Below are 15,243 nucleotides of genomic sequence, written 5' to 3' on the forward strand. Positions count from 1 at the left end.
CAAATTTCCAGTTCTGCAGCTTATTGTAATAATGCCCTTCGTCGGGGAAATAGATGAACTTGGCCGGCACCCCCAGGCGCTGCAGGGCGGTGAACATGGCGACCCCCTGAGAGAGATCGACCCGGTAATCTCGGCCGCCGTGGCAAATCAGGGTTGGCGTCTTGAAATTCTGCGCATGGGTGCTGGGAGAGGAGCGCAAATATTCCTCGCGGTTGGCCATGGGCGTGCCGCCGAATTCCATTTCCGGGAACCACAGTTCATCAGCGCTATAGTAGCACATCAACTGGTCGAAAACGCCGTCAATCGAAACAAAGCAGGCAAAGCGGTCGGTCTGGCCGTTGAGCCAGTTGACCAAATAACCGCCGTAGGAGCGGCCGCTGGCACCGACTTTTGTGCCATCGATAAAGGGATAACGGGCAACCAGGTAATCCAGGCATTTCATGACATCCTCCTGGTCCACCCGGCCCCAATTTTCGAGAATGGCTTCCTTGAATTTGGCCCCGTAAGAAGTGGCGCCATGGATATTGGGCTTGACCACCACATAGCCCTGAGCCGCGAACAGGTTGGCATTGCCGCCGTAATTGCTCCAGCTGCCGTTCCAGTCCCCTTCCGGACCGCCGTGGAAGAGAAAAACCAGCGGGTATTTTTTGGCAGGATCGAACGGCACGGGCCGGGTCAGAAAACCCATCACCTGGTCATGGTTGGCGCCCTTGAACCAGAAAACCTCGCTGCGTTCCGGCAGCGCGTAATCGCGTACAAATTCGTCGGCCAGGTGGGTGAGCTGGGTGATTCTTTTTTCCCCCAGGTCGAAGCGGGCGATTTCGGCCGGCAGGTTCGTGGCGCTGGTGATGCAAAAAAACGATTTTTCATCGGGACTCAGCGCCACATTGGCGAAGACGAGGCCTTTGACCAGGCAGGTTGACCAGCCGGTTTTCAGATCGATCTTGTAGAGCGCGTCAAAGCCTTTTTCCTTGCAGGTGACAAAAATGGTCGAGGAACGGCGCGACCAGATGATGTCCTCCACTCCCAGGTCGAGGTCGCGGGTCAGGTTGCGGCGGCTGCCGTCGCGCAGCTCGATCACGATCAGGTCTTTCTGGTCGGCTTCATACCCCGGCCTGGCCATCTCGCTATAAGCCAGGGAACGGCCGTCGGGAGAGAAGACGGGGTAGCCGTCGCAACCGCGGCTCTCGGTGAGCCGGCGGGCGGAGCTGCCGTCATGATTCACCAGGAAAATATCATTGTTGGTGCTGACAGCCTGGACCGGGTCGGTGTTGGCGGTGTAGGCCATGGTCCGTCCATCGGGAGAGAACGCCATGTCCTGATTGCCACCGAGAAAAACGGCGGGAGCGGAACATGTTCCAGGCGTCAGGTCGGTCAATTGGCCAGAGCCGAACCGATAATAGAAGACATGCCTGATCGTGCCGTCATCCATGTGGTTGTAGGGCCGGAACAGCAGTTTTTCAAAGGCCAGGCCGCTGTGCTTTTTTCCTTTTTTAGCCGCCTGCTGGCGGGCGAAATATTCCTGGCTGTTGTCCTCGGGGTAAACGGAACGGGTCAGCAGGATGCCCAGGCCATCGGGGGACATGACATAATCGGCGATCCCGCCCGCGATGGAGGTCAGTTTTTCGGCCTTGCCGCCGGCCGGGTCATAGGCGAACAGCTGGTCGCCGCCATCGGCCTCGCCGATAAAAACGATCCGCTTGCCGTCGGGGAGCCAGGAAGGCGCGTACGCTCCTTCCCGGATCAGCCGGTTGTTCTTCCCGGCGCGCTCCATCAGCCAGACCGCGCTGGAAGTGGAATTGGTTCCGACATCGCTGCGAATGACGCTATAGACCAGCAGCCGGCCATCGGGTGAAAGTTCCAGATCCTTCGGGATGGCAAAGCTGTACAACGCTTCGAAAGTCAGCGGTTGTTTCGGGGTGGCGGCGGACAGGCTTGAAAAGAAAAAAATAAAAACGAAGAGGATACGGAAGAATGCGCTCATGATTTCCTCCTGAAGAAAAAATCAAGGCCTGAAAAGCGATTGTAATCGGAATATCAGACGGTGTCAATCAAGGCCTTGAAGCGGGATTTACCGCTTGCTACTTACTTCTTCGCCTGCCCGGCTATCCTGCCGCAATCACTGTTTTCATCCATCGGCGCACCCCAGGCCATATGCAAATGAAAGTCAATCAAAAAAATGATGCGTCATCCGCATGGATCAAATTTTTTCAACCGTCGTTAAATCCGCTATTCGGTTTATTCGAGATATTTTCTGATTTGCGGATCATCGCGGAGAAGGACGAAAGCATCGTCCTGGCGTATCCGCTGCCAATCGCTGAATCCCGATTGTTTCGCCTTCTCCAGGTAGTCCAGCGTTTTTTCCAGGTTGTTGGCCGCCGCGTACAAACGGGCGTAGCGGAAGAATATTTCAGGCCGGGGAATGTTGCTGGCCGATGTTTCCAGGGAAAATTTCCGTTCACGCTCCAGGTAACCGGGATCCAGCTCCATCACTCTGGTCAGCTGGGCGAAGCCGGCGTCGATTTCCCCCCGGTGCAGCAGGATGTTCCCTAGGCTGAAATGCATCGCGACATCATCGGCAAAGACGCTGACCCCTTGGCTGAGGGTCGCCAAGGCCGCGTCGATTTCCCCGGACTCGAACTGGAGGTTTCCTAAATTGCAAATGGCGGCAGGATAGGCCGGATTGATGGTCAGGGCCTTGCGGAAACACGTCGCCGCTTCGGCAAAATTCTTTTTCATGAAATAGCCGATCCCCAGGAAGTTGTACGCTTTTTCCGAATCGGGCTTCAGTTTGCTTGCCTGCAGCAGAGCACTGATGGCTTCATCGTATTTTTTTTCCTCCAGCAGGCGCGCGCCGCGAGCCAGGAAAATGACATACGATTCTCCGCTCCCCGGCTTGGAACCCGAAACCGACACCCTGTTCGTGGCACATTGGCAAAGGAAAAAAATAATTATAAAAATGCCCCATTTCATTTTTCTCATCCCGCACCTCCTCGGCAATCGCAGGTAGTTAACTAAGAGTTGCATAAATCATGCCAAACCCTCTTTTTAACCGCGCGAAAAAAAAGGATCGTAAAATTTCGGCCGGGCGCGGCGAACAAAGAATCCCAGCGTCAATTATCCTTTGCCATAGAGGTTCTCGATAAGACATCTTTTTGTCCCGAAAAGAATAAAAGTGCTGCCGGATTCCTGGCCGGCCGTGAATCTCCTTCGCCCGCTCCTCCAATCCAATATTTTGTAAATTTAATTCAAAATTAGCATCACTACGCCGAGGTCCCCCGAGGCGTCTAGTGATGCTACGCCGAGGTCCCCCGAGGCGTTTAGTCGTATCACTATGCCAAAGCTTTGTGAGGCATTTAGTGATACGATCCTCGTGATGATGCTATATGCCAACTTATTTTTACTGTTTAATAATCGGCGAAGCTTCTCCATCAAATGGATTCGTGCGAATTGCTAAGGAAAACAGATACGGATAATCGTGCCGCAGATGGCGCATGTAGGCCAGCCACTCGAGCGTCAGCAGCATGAAAGCCCGACGCAGGTCCTGGGCCAGGTGCTCCAGGTCGGCGGCCGGCAAAAGACCGAATTCCCGGCGCTGTTCAAGCTCGTCGGTCAGGTGAAAGACCGCCCACAGCAGGTCGGTGAACTTGTCGTGCTCGAGCAGGTTGGCATTGCCCAGCAGCGACAGCAGAAACCCGCGCTGGGCGCACAGGTTCGTTTTCAGTCCGGGCAAATCGCCGCCATGGATGTCGATGACATAAGTGAAATCGGGCAGTTGCCTCAGCAACCTGGCGAAATCCTTGTCGGCCCACTGCCGGGTGTGCATGACTATCGTGGCCAGCTCCGGCTCATTCTTGGCAAACTTCAAGAAGCGCCGCAGCAGCGGGCTGCCGACCTCGCTGAAAAAAGTGCCGATGACCATGTTCAGCTTTTTCAGCTTGACCCGCTTGTCGCGGCTACTGAGCAGCTGGTTGATGATCAGGGTGACAAAAAGCACTTCTACCGGGAGAAAGGCGAGGTCTCCCAGCAGATAGATGAAGATATGTCGGCTGTCCCTGAAAATCAGGAAATGGGCAAAGTAGAGCATGGCTGACAGGATTACCAGCAGCGCCGACAAGATAATTTGCCATTTTGATTTTTTCATGGCCGCTCTCCATCGGTCAGCGCCCCGGCGACGGTCTGCCGGCCGCGACGCGTAAAATAAATGCCGATGAACACGACTACCGCCCCCAGCAGCAGCGTCGAGGTGACCGCCTCGCCCAAAAGCAAATGGGCAAAGACGACGGCCAGCACCGGCTGCAAGTTGGAGTAAACGGCCGTCTGGCTGTTGCCCACCTTGCGCACCGAAAAAAACCACAGCACCAGGGTCAGCGAAAGGGCGATCACGCCCGAATAGAGCATGCACAGCCAAGCCTTTGGCGAAATGGCGGCAAACGGCAGTTGCCGCAGTTGCCGAATGGAAAACGGGAAAAACATCAGGGAACCCAGCCCCATGGTCACAGCGGTGAATTTCAACGGCGAATAGATTTTTAAAAGCGGCCTGGCCGAAACCGAATAATGCGCCCACAAAAACACGGCGGCAAAGAGCAGCAGGTCGCCTTTCCAGGTCTGCCGCGAGAGTGAAAAGCCTCCGGCCCTACCGCTGATGACCAGGTAAATCCCGGCAAAACCCAAAGCGATTCCCAGCCAGCCCAATGGTTTGACCTGCTCATGCTTGAAGAAAGAGCTTAGTAGGGAGATCATGATCGGCGTGCTGCCGAAGATCACGGCCGTATTGGAAGCCGTGGTCAGGCTGATGCCGGTAATGAACAAATACTGGTAAACGGTATAACCGGAAAACGAAAGAAGGATGATCTTGGGCAGGTCCTGCCTGCGCAGGCGCAGATTTTTTTCGCTCAAGAGCAGCCAAACGAGCAGGACCGCGGCGGCCAGCAGCAGACGGATGCCGTTGTAGGGCATGGCCGGGATTTCGCTTAGGGAAATCTTGACCAGCGACAGATTAAGCGCCCAGATCGATACCACGAACAGCATCAGGAAATCGTTGGCGGAGATTTTTTTAATGTTCATGGCCTCAGGCAGCATGGTAACACAGCCGTCCGGGCCGCGCAACGCTTCAGTCCGGATAGAGGGAAAGGAAATTATTCGGCTATAATCCGGAAAAAAGCAATATCAAAAATGATAGGGGTTCAATAGGATCCCATTCGATCCCGTATTGAACCCCTACATCCGCTTGAATCACAATTTCTTTTTGACTTCTTACTCAAACCAGATTTTTACGGTTTCCCCGTGATCTTCGACCTCGACCAGCGCTTGCGGCCCCGCTTTCTTCAGCTCGTTCCAGATTTTCCTGATATCGATCTGGCAGCCGTGTTCGAGCTTGAATTTTTCCTCCGGGCAGGCATTGATGATCATTTCGACCAGGGAAAGCGGCAGGGAAATTTTTACGTTCTCCCTGTCTCCGTCTTTGCTTTTCGAACTTTTAACGGCATTTTTGATGACCTTGTAATCATCGGCCGGGTTTGCAAAAAGCCCCACCGCCATAACGAAAGCAATCATAAAAACAACCAAGCCAACACTCAAAACAGCAATTCTTTTTTTCATGGTTCCTCCTTTCCAGCAGAGCTGGATAAGAGCCTTTGATAGCAAATTCAAAATTTATTCTAAAAAACCAATAAATTTTAGAATTTGCTATAAGGCTCTAATGGGTTTATTCGACCCAAATTTGAATTACTTCATCCTCTTCATGGATATCGATCTTCATCCCTTTGGCGGTCAACTGGTTCATGATCCCGTCCAGGTCATAGCCCTGCTTCTGCAATGTCCGCTTTTGTTCGTTGCTCAGGGCTTTCAGCGCCAGATCGGCCAAGGCCAGCGGAATGCTCAATGAAACTTTTTCTTTCCGATTACGCTTGTCAAAAATACGAATCTTGAGCATCTGGCCCGCCAAATCCTTGTCCTGACGGTCCATGGCCTTGAGCCGGGCCGGGTCGATGCGCATGACCGCTATTTTTGCCCGGTCGCGCAGCTCTTCGTCCTTTTCGTTGTCCAGGATGGCTTGCAGCACCGGCAGCGCCCGGGCGGCGATGGCGCGGTCGGGCAGGTAGCTCAGCTTGAAGGCGGCATAATATGAAACGACCTTGTTTTCATTGCCCAACAGGTCAAACATTTTCGGCAGCAGGTCTTTTTCACCGCCCTGGACCAGTTCGGCGGCCAGGTCGACGATCGAAATCCGCGCCTCCTCGGCCAGATTGCTTTCCCCGGCATTGGCGACGAATTTTTCATAGCTTGCCAGGGCCTGTTTTTTTGCTCCCAGCTCCTCCTGGCATTTGCCGCGGTAAAAGAGCGCCGCCGCGTAGTAGCGGCTTTCAGGATGCCGGTCGATGACTTCGGCCAGCTGGGTCAATGCCGCGGCCCATTGCTTGTCGAAAATCAGTAGCTTGGCTTTTTCGAAGGCGGCCAGGTCGGTGCCGGGAACGGCCTCGGCCGCCATGCCGGCCTGCCAGAAACATAAGAGCAGCAGCGCCAATAAAATTTTCTTTTTCATTTAAACCTCTTGATAGGATGGAAGAGAGAATTCTCTTTCCAGTAGGCGGATTTTCAGCAGTAATTTTTCGCTTTCCATGATCCGCTGCAAGCGGTCGATCTGACCGCAAAGCGGCCGGTTGTTCAGCTGTAGGATTTCGTAACTCAGCCAGTCGATCCGCTCGCTGATGCTCCTGACCTTGAACCACTCCAAGGCCGGCAGATTCTGCTGAACATACTTTTTTTTCAGCAACAGTTCCTTGGCCTGGCGCGAGTACAGCTTGATCTCCCAGGCGGCGATCTCCTCGCGGCGGCAGTCCTTGAGCAGGTCGGTGAACATCAACTGGCTTTGGCGCAGATAGGAAACCACTTCCTCCCTGGCCAGGCCCGATTGCAAATGCGACAGGGTCGCCGATGCAATCCTGACCTCTTCTGCACCGGGCGAAACCCCGGACCGCGGCCGGGTCAAAAAGAACATCCCCGCACCCAGAAGCAGCAACAGGGCCGCGGCCGTGAGCAAAGGCGCGAAGGAAAAAATACGCCGTCGGGCGGGCAGCGCAAGGACCTTTTCAAACCCGTCGATGCGGCGCATGATTTTTCCGAAAACGGCACCCCAATCGATGGCCCGGCATTCGGCTTCGGCAATGGCCGCCCGCCGGCCGGCTGATGCCAGCAACGCCTGCCAGCCTGACAGCTCGCGGCGGCAGGCGGGGCAGTCGTGCAGGTGTGCTTCAACCCGCGCCCGGACCCGATCGTTGATTTCACCGGCGGCCAACCATTCGAGCCACGGCCTGATTTTATGACACGGTTCCATACTCACCTCGCGCACCGGCCCCCACTTCCTTCCTGATTTTTCGCAGAGCCCGATGATGGAGCGTTTTCACGGTCCCCAGGGAAATGTTCATCACCTCGGCCACTTGCTGCAGCTTCATCCCCTGGCTGTATTTCAGGGTAAAAACAGATTTTTGCTTCAGCGACAGGCGTTCGGCTGCCCGGGCGATCGCCGCGCTCATTTGCTGGGACTCAAGAACTTCCAGGGGATTGTCCTTCACAGCCAATTGTTTTTCGCAAACATCGGCGAAATTGCTTTCCAGCGCCCTTTTTTTGGCGAATTTGCGGTAGGTGTCTATGCAGATATTGTGGGTCAGGCGGTATACCCAGCCCGAAAATGACTGCTGCGGCTGATAGCCGTCGATCTTGGCAAGTATCCTCATGAAAGTCTCCTGCACGATTTCCAGGGCATCCTCGCGGTTGGGGAAGAATCCGTAAGCGAAAACAAATATTTTTTTCTGGTACAAGCCGACCAATTCGGCGCAAGCTTCCCTGTCCCCACTTTTGATCCGCGATACCAGTTGATGGTCACGTTCCAGTTCATGTTTGTTTTCCTCGGCGCTCCTGGCTGTCGGCTTTAGCATCATTTCTTCAGCAACCGCATAGCTTGTAAACCAAGCCGTTTCATCCGCAAACCTCCAATTTTGACCGGTCATCCATTATAACGAAAAGCGGCACCGGAAAGTTGACATGGTCCCGGGCAAACTGGACGAGACGGCCGGGCGCTGTTTCTTGACAAAAGCAACCCAATTGATTACACTGAATGCATGGAAGAAATCAAAAAAGTGTTTAAAAACGGAGGCGACATGACCAAAAACATCGGCAAGACGATATTGATAGCCGTAATCGTCATATTCATCCTTATTTTTATGTTCAAGATCTACATCGTCGTCGATCCCGGCGAAAAAGCGGTGATCTTCAACAAGGCCACCGGCAACCTGCGCGCCACCCCCAACGAGGGCTTCTATTTCCTCGTGCCCCTGATCGAGCAGCCCACCGTCTACGACATGAAGGCGCGCACCTACACCATGAGCATCGCCACGCTGGAAGGCGAGATGAAGGGCGACGACTCGCTGCAGGCGCTCACCGCCGACGGCCAGAACGTGCTGCTCGACATCTCGGTGCGCTACCACCCCGACGCGGACAACCTGATCAACCTGCACCGCCGCCTCGGCGTCGACTACGTCAACAAGGTCCTGCGGCCGCAGGTGCGCTCGATCGTGCGCATGATCGTCTCCGAATACCCAGTGCTCGACGTCTACTCGGGCAAGCGCATGCTCATCCAGTCCGAGATCGAGAACAGGCTGCGCGACTCGTTCAAGAAGAACTACATCATCTGCGAGGAAGTGCTGCTGCGCAACGTCCAGTTCTCCAACGAGTTCCAGCAGGCCATCGAGAACAAGCAGATCGCCCAGCAGGAAGCCCAGCGCATGAAGTATGTGCTGGAAAAACAGGAACTGGAAAAGACACGCAAGATCATCGAGGCCACCGGCGAGGCCGAAGCACTGCGCCTGAAAGGCAAGGCCCTGGCGGAGAACCCGTTGCTGGTCCAATACGAATACATCAAGCTGCTCTCCCCCAATATCCAGGCCATCATCACCGACCAGAACGCCATTTTCAATTTTTCCGATTTCATGAAAGGTTTAAAAAAATAAGCGCGGATTCCGTCGTGCATATCGTCGGCCTGACCGGGGGTTTTTGCTGCGGCAAATCGTTCGTTCTCAAGGTCCTTGAAGAACAGGGGTGCTACACCATGCGCGCCGACGACCTGGCCAAGACGATCATCGCGGCCAAGGATTCGCCCGTACTGGCCGAGATCATCGGCATGTTCGGGCCTGGGATCTACGACCGCAAGAAAGGGTTGAATAAGGCCCGGTTCAGCGAAATGCTTTTCGAAGACCCGGAAAAACGGAATTTCGTCAACACCATTGTCCACCCGCTGGTCAGCGAAGAGCGCCGGAAAAAGATCCGCGCCATCGAGGCGACCCGGATCTATGATTTCTTCATCTACGAATCGGCCCTGCTGGTGGAATCGGGCATCTACAAGGAATTCGAGAAGATCATCGTCGTCTATAGCTCCCCCGAAGTACAGCTCGCCAGGGCCCAGGCCCGGGATAAGCTGTCCCGCGCCGAGGCGGAAAAACGCATCCAATCCCAGTTCCCGCTAAAGGAAAAACTGAAGGTCGCCAATTACAGCATCGACAGCGGCGGCAGCCGCGAAAGCACCCGGGCCAACACCATGGAAGTCTTTTACCTGCTGAAAAAAGATTTTCATTTGTCTTGACATGTGCTAAAATTCATTCGTGGAGAACACGGAATACCTGGCAGAGCTCCTGGCGCAGTTTAACCTGGAACGGGGTGCTCCTGCGTCCGAAATTCTGGAAAAATACCTGGAAAAAACGCTGCAGATCAAGTTCCAGAGGATCCTGATCACCGAAGATCCCTTGAAGGAGGAATTCCTGCGCTATCACGAGGCATTCATCAAAATTCTTAAAATCCTGCAATCCATGGATCAGAAGCTGGAGATGAGCCTGTTTTCCAGCGACCAGCTGGCGAAATTCTTCTTCAACCAAGGGGTCTACGCCGTCTGCAAGGATAATTACATGCAGGCCGGGGAAAAATTCCACGAAGCCTACAAAATCAATAAAAACAACGTCTTCCTGCTCATTTATATGGGCATCATCCTGACCATCAGGAAAAACTACTACGCCGCCGAAAAATATTTCGCCGACGCCATCAAGCGCGATCCCAACAACAATGATGTCTGGTTCTACGCCGCGGAAAATTTTTTGAAAGCCGGGACCTACAACAAAGCCATCGAATACTTCGAGAAAGCCAAGAAGCTGAACCCGACCAACAACGAGATCGCCTTCCGGCTCAAGGAGTGCCGGGAGGCGATGCTGAAAAAAGCGAAACCCGGCGGTAAGGAGACCGTTTTGAGAAGGATCGTTCAATATTTCCGCAACGCCTTCGAGAAGTGAAGCATCGGGTCTGAGTCTTATTGAGATTTTTTAATAAAAACCGGCCATTGTTTTGAAAATCAGCTCGGCGTGTCGTAAAAACTGCCGGGATTTATGCGTGCCATATTTCCAATAAATGTTTCTTGCCAGACAGTTTCCTTTCAGCACGGGCAGCTTTTCGTTGACAATCAACAAAAATAACTACAAAATATTAGCATGGGGAAAATGCATTTTCCCGGTATCACCCGCACCTGGCGGAATTTCACTACCGATAGCCGGTTGGACAATGCCAAAGAGAGTTGTGTTTTTTTAAAATTTGCTATTTTTTTTGTTTTGATTGCCCAAGTAATCTGGAGCTGGGCCATTGACCCGACGAAATCCATTACCCAATATGTCCATGATGTCTGGAAGACGGAGCAAGGATTACCCCAAAATTCAATCGAGGCCATCATACAATCCCGTCAAGGATATTTATGGCTCGGTACTCAGGAAGGCATTGTCCGCTTCGACGGCGTCCGCTTTGATGTTTTTGACAAAAACAGGATCAGCGCGCTTAAAGAAAATTATATCATATCTCTGTTTGAAGATGCGGACGGCGCCTTATGGGTGGGCACGTTTGGCGGAGGATTAACCTATATTAATTTACGGGAGGAAAGATTTTTTACTTACACCAGCGCCGATGGCCTGGGGAGCAATTTTGTCTATGCCATCACTATGGATCGAAAAGGAACCACGTGGATCGGCACCACGGGAGGGATCAGCAGTTTTAAGGATGGCAAGTTTGCCACTTACACAACCCGGGAGGGGTTGGCGAATAATTTTGTTTATTCTATCTGTATCAATTCTAAAGATGAACTTTGGCTGGGCACATTGGGGGGCGGCGCCAGTCACCTGATTGATGGAAAGTTTGCCAATTACACTAAAAAAGAAGGATTAACGGATAATTCCGTGAGGGCCATACTACTTGATCGCCAGGGGAATCTTTGGCTTGGAACAGAAAACGGTTTGAATATGATGAAAGACGGTAAATTTATGGTCTATACGACTCGAGACGGATTATCCGACAATAATATTAATTCTCTTTATGAAGATCATGAAGGCAGTTTATGGGTTGGCACCTATAATGGAGGATTGAATCGAATCATCGACGGGAAAATCTCGGCATTTCCCATGCAAGAGGGATTATCAAAAAACACGGTATTCTCCATACTTGAAGATCACGAGGGAAGTTTATGGATAGGTACCGGCTCCGGCGGATTGAACCGATTAAAGGACGGCAAGATCGTCACATTTACCACCAGCGATGGATTGGCCGATGACTTGATATTGTCTGTATATGAGGATGGCGCGGGCACGATTTGGATCGGCACGGAAAACGGCGGGCTGAGTCAATATGCCAATGGCATTTTTAAGAATTTCCCTCTGTCAGACAACAAGGCGAGCAACAAGGTACAAACTATTTTAAAGGATAAAAAGAGAAATCTTTGGTTTGGAACCGGAAACGGCCTGTATGACATGAAAGACGGGGAATTAATCCATTATACCGTCGGTGAGGGCTTGCCCAACAATTCGGTCACTTCGCTTTGTGAAGCGGTTGATGGGAACTTGTGGGTGGGCACTCGCAATGGCTTGGGCCTGCTAAAAAGCGGCAAATTCTTGGTTTATCAAACCGAACAAGGCCTATCCAATAATGTGATCAAGGCGATTTTATTGGATCGGCAAAAGAATCTCTGGGTAGGCACCAATAATGGGTTGAATCGCCTGCAAAACGGCGTATTTAGAATTTACACGACCAACGATGGATTGTCCAATAATTTCATTTTATCTTTATATGAAGACAAAGACGGGATACTCTGGATCGGCACGCGCAGCGGGTTGAACCGGCTGGCCGCCGGGAAAATAACCAGTTATACGGTTGCCACCGGCATGTACAATGATGTGGTATTCCAGATCCTAGAGGATGAGAAAGAGAACCTGTGGATGAGCTGCAATAAAGGGATTTATGAGATCAGCAAAAATGAGCTCAATCACTATGCGCTGGGAAAAATCCCCCAAATTCACTCTCTGAGTTATGGGCTCGCCGATGGCATGAAAAGCAGTGAATGCTGCGGGGGGTTGCAGCCATCCGGCTGGAAGAGCCACGATGGCCGCTTGTGGTTTCCGACCATCAAGGGATTGACCGTTATCAACCCGGCCCTGAGTATCAAAAAAAATGAAATCCCGCCGCCCGTAATCATCGAACAGGTCTGGGTTGAAGGGCGCGAAGTAAAAATTAAGCAGGGCGCGGAAATGATCTTCTCCCCGGGGACCGAGAAGTTTGAGTTTCATTACACGGCACTAAGTTTTTTGGCGGCGGAGAAAGTGAGATTTAAATATCAATTGCAAGGTATTGATCGGCAGATACTCGACGCGGGCAATCAACGAGCGGCTTATTACACCAAGCTCCCCCCCGGCCATTATACTTTCAAAGTGACTGCCTGCAACAAAGACGGAGTTTGGAACACACAAGGTGCTGTTTTCCGGTTTTATTTAAGGCCTTTTTTCTATCAAACCTGGTGGTTTTACCTGATCTGCGGCATAAGCTGTGTTTTTATGGTATTGGGCATTCTCCGCTTCCGGACCAACAAACTGGAAAAAAGAGAAAAGGAATTGGAACAGCTGGTCGTGCAGCGCACAGAGCAATTAGCCAGTGCCAACAAGGAGTTGCAAAGACTTTCCATCGTGGCCAGTAAAACCGATAATGCCGTGTTTATCATGGATGCGCAGGGTAATCTGGAGTGGATCAATGAAGGTTGTGTTCGCATGCATGGCGTACCTGGCGTGACCATGGAACAATTGATTCAAAAACTGGGAACCAATATTCTTGAAGCCAGTTCCAATCCGGATATCAAAAATGTTATGGATACTGCAATCAACGAAAAGAGATCGGTCCAATATGAATCCTATCTCAAAAATGCAGCCGGAGAGACAACCTGGCTGCAAACCACCCTGACTCCCATTTTTGATGATGCCGGGAATTTATCAAAATTGGTAGCCATCGATTCCAATATCGGTAAAATCAAGGCCGCGGAGAAGGCGCTGGTGGCTGCCCGGAGGGACGCGGAGCAAGCCAACCATGCCAAGTCCGAGTTCCTGTCCCGGATGAGCCACGAATTGCGGACCCCGATGAACTCCATTTTGGGTTTCGCCCAGTTAATGGAATCGGACGAGCGGGATCCGCTGACGGCATCGCAGCACGAAAGTTTGCACCATATTCTCAAGGGCGGGCGGCACCTCCTCAGCCTCATCAATGAAGTGCTGGACCTGGCCCGCATCGAATCGGGCCGGCTGATGCTTTCAACCGAACCCGTGCCGGTGGCACCGATGGTAGGCGAAATGGTATCCATGATCCAGCCCTTGGCCAAGGTTCGCCGCATCCGCATCACCAACGCTGTACCGGCTGTGCCGGCCTACCGCATACTGGCGGATCCCAACCGCGTCAGGCAGGTTCTGCTCAACCTGCTGTCCAATGCGGTGAAATACAACCGGGAAGAGGGCCTGGTCACGGTGGAGGCGGCGGAGCGCCCAGACGGCCGGCTGCGCCTGAGCGTCACCGACACGGGCCCGGGCATCCCGTCGGATCAGCAGGCACTGGTATTCGAGCCTTTCAACCGCCTGGGCGCCGACCGAATGCCGATAGAGGGCTCCGGCATCGGCCTCACGATCTCGCGCAAACTCACGGAAGCCATGGGGGGATCCCTGGGTCTGACCAGCACGCCGGGATTGGGGTCCTGCTTCTTCATCGACCTGCCCATGAGCTTGGAGACGAGCCAAGCGCAATCCTCTGTCATCCTCGACTCCCCAGTTCCCACACCCGCCGCGCCTGGAAAAGAACATACGGTTCTGTATATCGAGGACGACTTGGCCAACCTGGCCCTCGTTCAGCACATTTTGGTTCGCCGCCCCGATCTTCGTCTCCTTTTCGCGCCGCAAGGGGACCTGGGACTCGAGCTGGCCCGAGTGCACCGGCCCGACCTGATCCTGCTGGACATCCACCTGCCCGACATCAACGGCCGCGAAGTCTGTCGCCGGCTAAAGGAGGATCCGGCTACCCGCTCCATCCCCGTGCTGATCGTGAGCGCCAGCGCCATGCCCGCTGAAATCGACTCCATGATGCAGGCGGGAGCCGTGAGCTATCTGACCAAGCCCCTGGATGTTCCGCTGTTCCTCAATACCATCGATAGGTTCCTGATCCGCCCTCCGGAGAAGACTTCATGATCGATTTGCAGCGAATCCAGAACGCCAGGATCCTGATCGCGGACGACGAGAAATCCAACGTCCTGCTGTTGGAGAAAATCCTCGCGGCCGCAGGCCACGCCAATTTCCTCTCCACTAGCGATCCGCGCCAAGTGCTGGACCTGTACCGCGCCTTTCGCCCCGACATCCTCCTTCTTGACTTCCACATGCCGTATCTGGACGGGTTTGAGGTGATGGCCATCCTGCACACGGCTTTCAAGGAGGAGGATTACATCCCCATCCTGATGCTGACCGCCGACATCACCCAGCCGACGCGATTGAAAGCGCTGGAATGCGGCGCCAAGGATTTCCTGACCAAGCCCTTCGATCAGGTGGAGGTGGTCAACCGCATCCGCAACATCCTGGAGGTGCGCCTGCTTTACACCGACCTGAAGGACCAGAACCAGGTCCTGGAGCAAAAGGTCCGGGAACGGACGCAGGAGCTCATGGAGACCCGCCTGGAGATCATTCACCGCTTGGGGCAGGCCGCCGAGTACCGCGACAAGGGAACCGGCCTGCACATCCTGCGCATCAGCTATTACTCCGCCTGCCTGGCCCGTGCCGCGCATCTGCCACGCGAGATGCATGATGTCATCCTCGCTTCCAGCCCCATGCATGACATCGGAAAAATCGGCATCCCCGACTCCATCCTCCT

Annotated in this window: 13 protein-coding genes; 5 read left to right on the plus strand and 8 right to left on the minus strand. The window is 53.4% G+C overall.

What is annotated here, in order from left to right; translation table 11 throughout:
* The 8 genes from NTW95_00950 to NTW95_00985 form a co-directional block, all read right to left on the minus strand.
* Nucleotides 1-1,984 (minus strand): S9 family peptidase (locus NTW95_00950; GenBank protein ID MCX6555995.1); only part of this gene is annotated, 1,984 nt, incomplete at its 3' end.
* Between the two features lie 254 nt (nucleotides 1,985-2,238).
* A complete protein-coding gene (locus tag NTW95_00955; GenBank protein MCX6555996.1) occupies nucleotides 2,239-2,982 on the minus strand; it encodes a tetratricopeptide repeat protein in 744 nt (247 codons plus the stop codon).
* Nucleotides 2,983-3,400: 418 nt separating this feature from the next.
* Nucleotides 3,401-4,144 carry a hypothetical protein gene (locus NTW95_00960; GenBank protein MCX6555997.1) on the minus strand — a complete coding sequence of 248 codons (744 nt, stop codon included), beginning with the start codon at nucleotides 4,142-4,144 and terminating at the stop codon, nucleotides 3,401-3,403.
* On the minus strand, nucleotides 4,141-5,067 hold the full coding sequence (locus NTW95_00965) for a DMT family transporter (protein MCX6555998.1): 927 nt from the start codon (nucleotides 5,065-5,067) through the stop codon (nucleotides 4,141-4,143). Before NTW95_00965 ends, NTW95_00960 begins: the two co-directional genes overlap by 4 nt.
* A gap of 189 nt (nucleotides 5,068-5,256) precedes the next feature.
* Nucleotides 5,257-5,601 carry a hypothetical protein gene (locus NTW95_00970; protein ID MCX6555999.1) on the minus strand — a complete coding sequence of 115 codons (345 nt, stop codon included), beginning with the start codon at nucleotides 5,599-5,601 and terminating at the stop codon, nucleotides 5,257-5,259.
* Nucleotides 5,602-5,707: 106 nt separating this feature from the next.
* Nucleotides 5,708-6,544 (minus strand): tetratricopeptide repeat protein, encoded by an 837-nt coding sequence (locus tag NTW95_00975; protein ID MCX6556000.1) that lies wholly within the window; start codon nucleotides 6,542-6,544, stop codon nucleotides 5,708-5,710.
* A complete protein-coding gene (locus tag NTW95_00980; protein MCX6556001.1) occupies nucleotides 6,545-7,336 on the minus strand; it encodes a zf-HC2 domain-containing protein in 792 nt (263 codons plus the stop codon). It abuts the gene before it with no gap.
* Nucleotides 7,320-7,940, minus strand: a complete 621-nt coding sequence (locus NTW95_00985; GenBank protein MCX6556002.1) for a sigma-70 family RNA polymerase sigma factor — start codon at nucleotides 7,938-7,940, stop codon at nucleotides 7,320-7,322. Before NTW95_00985 ends, NTW95_00980 begins: the two co-directional genes overlap by 17 nt.
* 180 nt (nucleotides 7,941-8,120) lie before the next feature.
* On the opposite strand from NTW95_00985, the gene NTW95_00990 reads away from it, so the two are divergent.
* The 5 genes from NTW95_00990 to NTW95_01010 all read left to right on the plus strand — a co-directional run.
* Complete coding sequence (locus NTW95_00990) at nucleotides 8,121-9,008, plus strand: prohibitin family protein (GenBank protein ID MCX6556003.1); 888 nt, start codon at nucleotides 8,121-8,123, stop codon at nucleotides 9,006-9,008.
* Between the two features lie 14 nt (nucleotides 9,009-9,022).
* A complete protein-coding gene (gene coaE, locus NTW95_00995) occupies nucleotides 9,023-9,637 on the plus strand; it encodes a dephospho-CoA kinase (protein ID MCX6556004.1) in 615 nt (204 codons plus the stop codon).
* A gap of 19 nt (nucleotides 9,638-9,656) precedes the next feature.
* A complete protein-coding gene (locus NTW95_01000; protein ID MCX6556005.1) occupies nucleotides 9,657-10,334 on the plus strand; it encodes a tetratricopeptide repeat protein in 678 nt (225 codons plus the stop codon).
* A gap of 195 nt (nucleotides 10,335-10,529) precedes the next feature.
* Nucleotides 10,530-14,570 (plus strand): ATP-binding protein, encoded by a 4,041-nt coding sequence (locus NTW95_01005; GenBank protein MCX6556006.1) that lies wholly within the window; start codon nucleotides 10,530-10,532, stop codon nucleotides 14,568-14,570.
* Nucleotides 14,567-15,243, plus strand: a 677-nt coding sequence (locus NTW95_01010) for a response regulator (protein ID MCX6556007.1), incomplete at its 3' end; no start/stop codon positions are given. The genes NTW95_01005 and NTW95_01010, both read left to right, overlap by 4 nt.

The organism is Candidatus Aminicenantes bacterium, from assembly GCA_026393795.1.
GTDB lineage: Bacteria > Acidobacteriota > Aminicenantia > UBA2199 > UBA2199 > UBA2199.

Coding starts and splice junctions, on each gene's coding strand:
- NTW95_00955 (MCX6555996.1), bottom strand. CDS start 2,982: ATGAGAAAAATGAAATGGGGCATTTTTATAATTATTTTTTTCCTTTGC.
- NTW95_00980 (MCX6556001.1), bottom strand. CDS start 7,336: ATGGAACCGTGTCATAAAATCAGGCCGTGGCTCGAATGGTTGGCCGCC.
- NTW95_00960 (MCX6555997.1), bottom strand. CDS start 4,144: ATGAAAAAATCAAAATGGCAAATTATCTTGTCGGCGCTGCTGGTAATC.
- NTW95_00970 (MCX6555999.1), bottom strand. CDS start 5,601: ATGAAAAAAAGAATTGCTGTTTTGAGTGTTGGCTTGGTTGTTTTTATG.
- NTW95_00965 (MCX6555998.1), bottom strand. CDS start 5,067: ATGAACATTAAAAAAATCTCCGCCAACGATTTCCTGATGCTGTTCGTG.
- NTW95_00975 (MCX6556000.1), bottom strand. CDS start 6,544: ATGAAAAAGAAAATTTTATTGGCGCTGCTGCTCTTATGTTTCTGGCAG.
- NTW95_00985 (MCX6556002.1), bottom strand. CDS start 7,940: ATGATGCTAAAGCCGACAGCCAGGAGCGCCGAGGAAAACAAACATGAA.
- NTW95_00990 (MCX6556003.1), top strand. CDS start 8,121: ATGGAAGAAATCAAAAAAGTGTTTAAAAACGGAGGCGACATGACCAAA.
- NTW95_01005 (MCX6556006.1), top strand. CDS start 10,530: ATGGGGAAAATGCATTTTCCCGGTATCACCCGCACCTGGCGGAATTTC.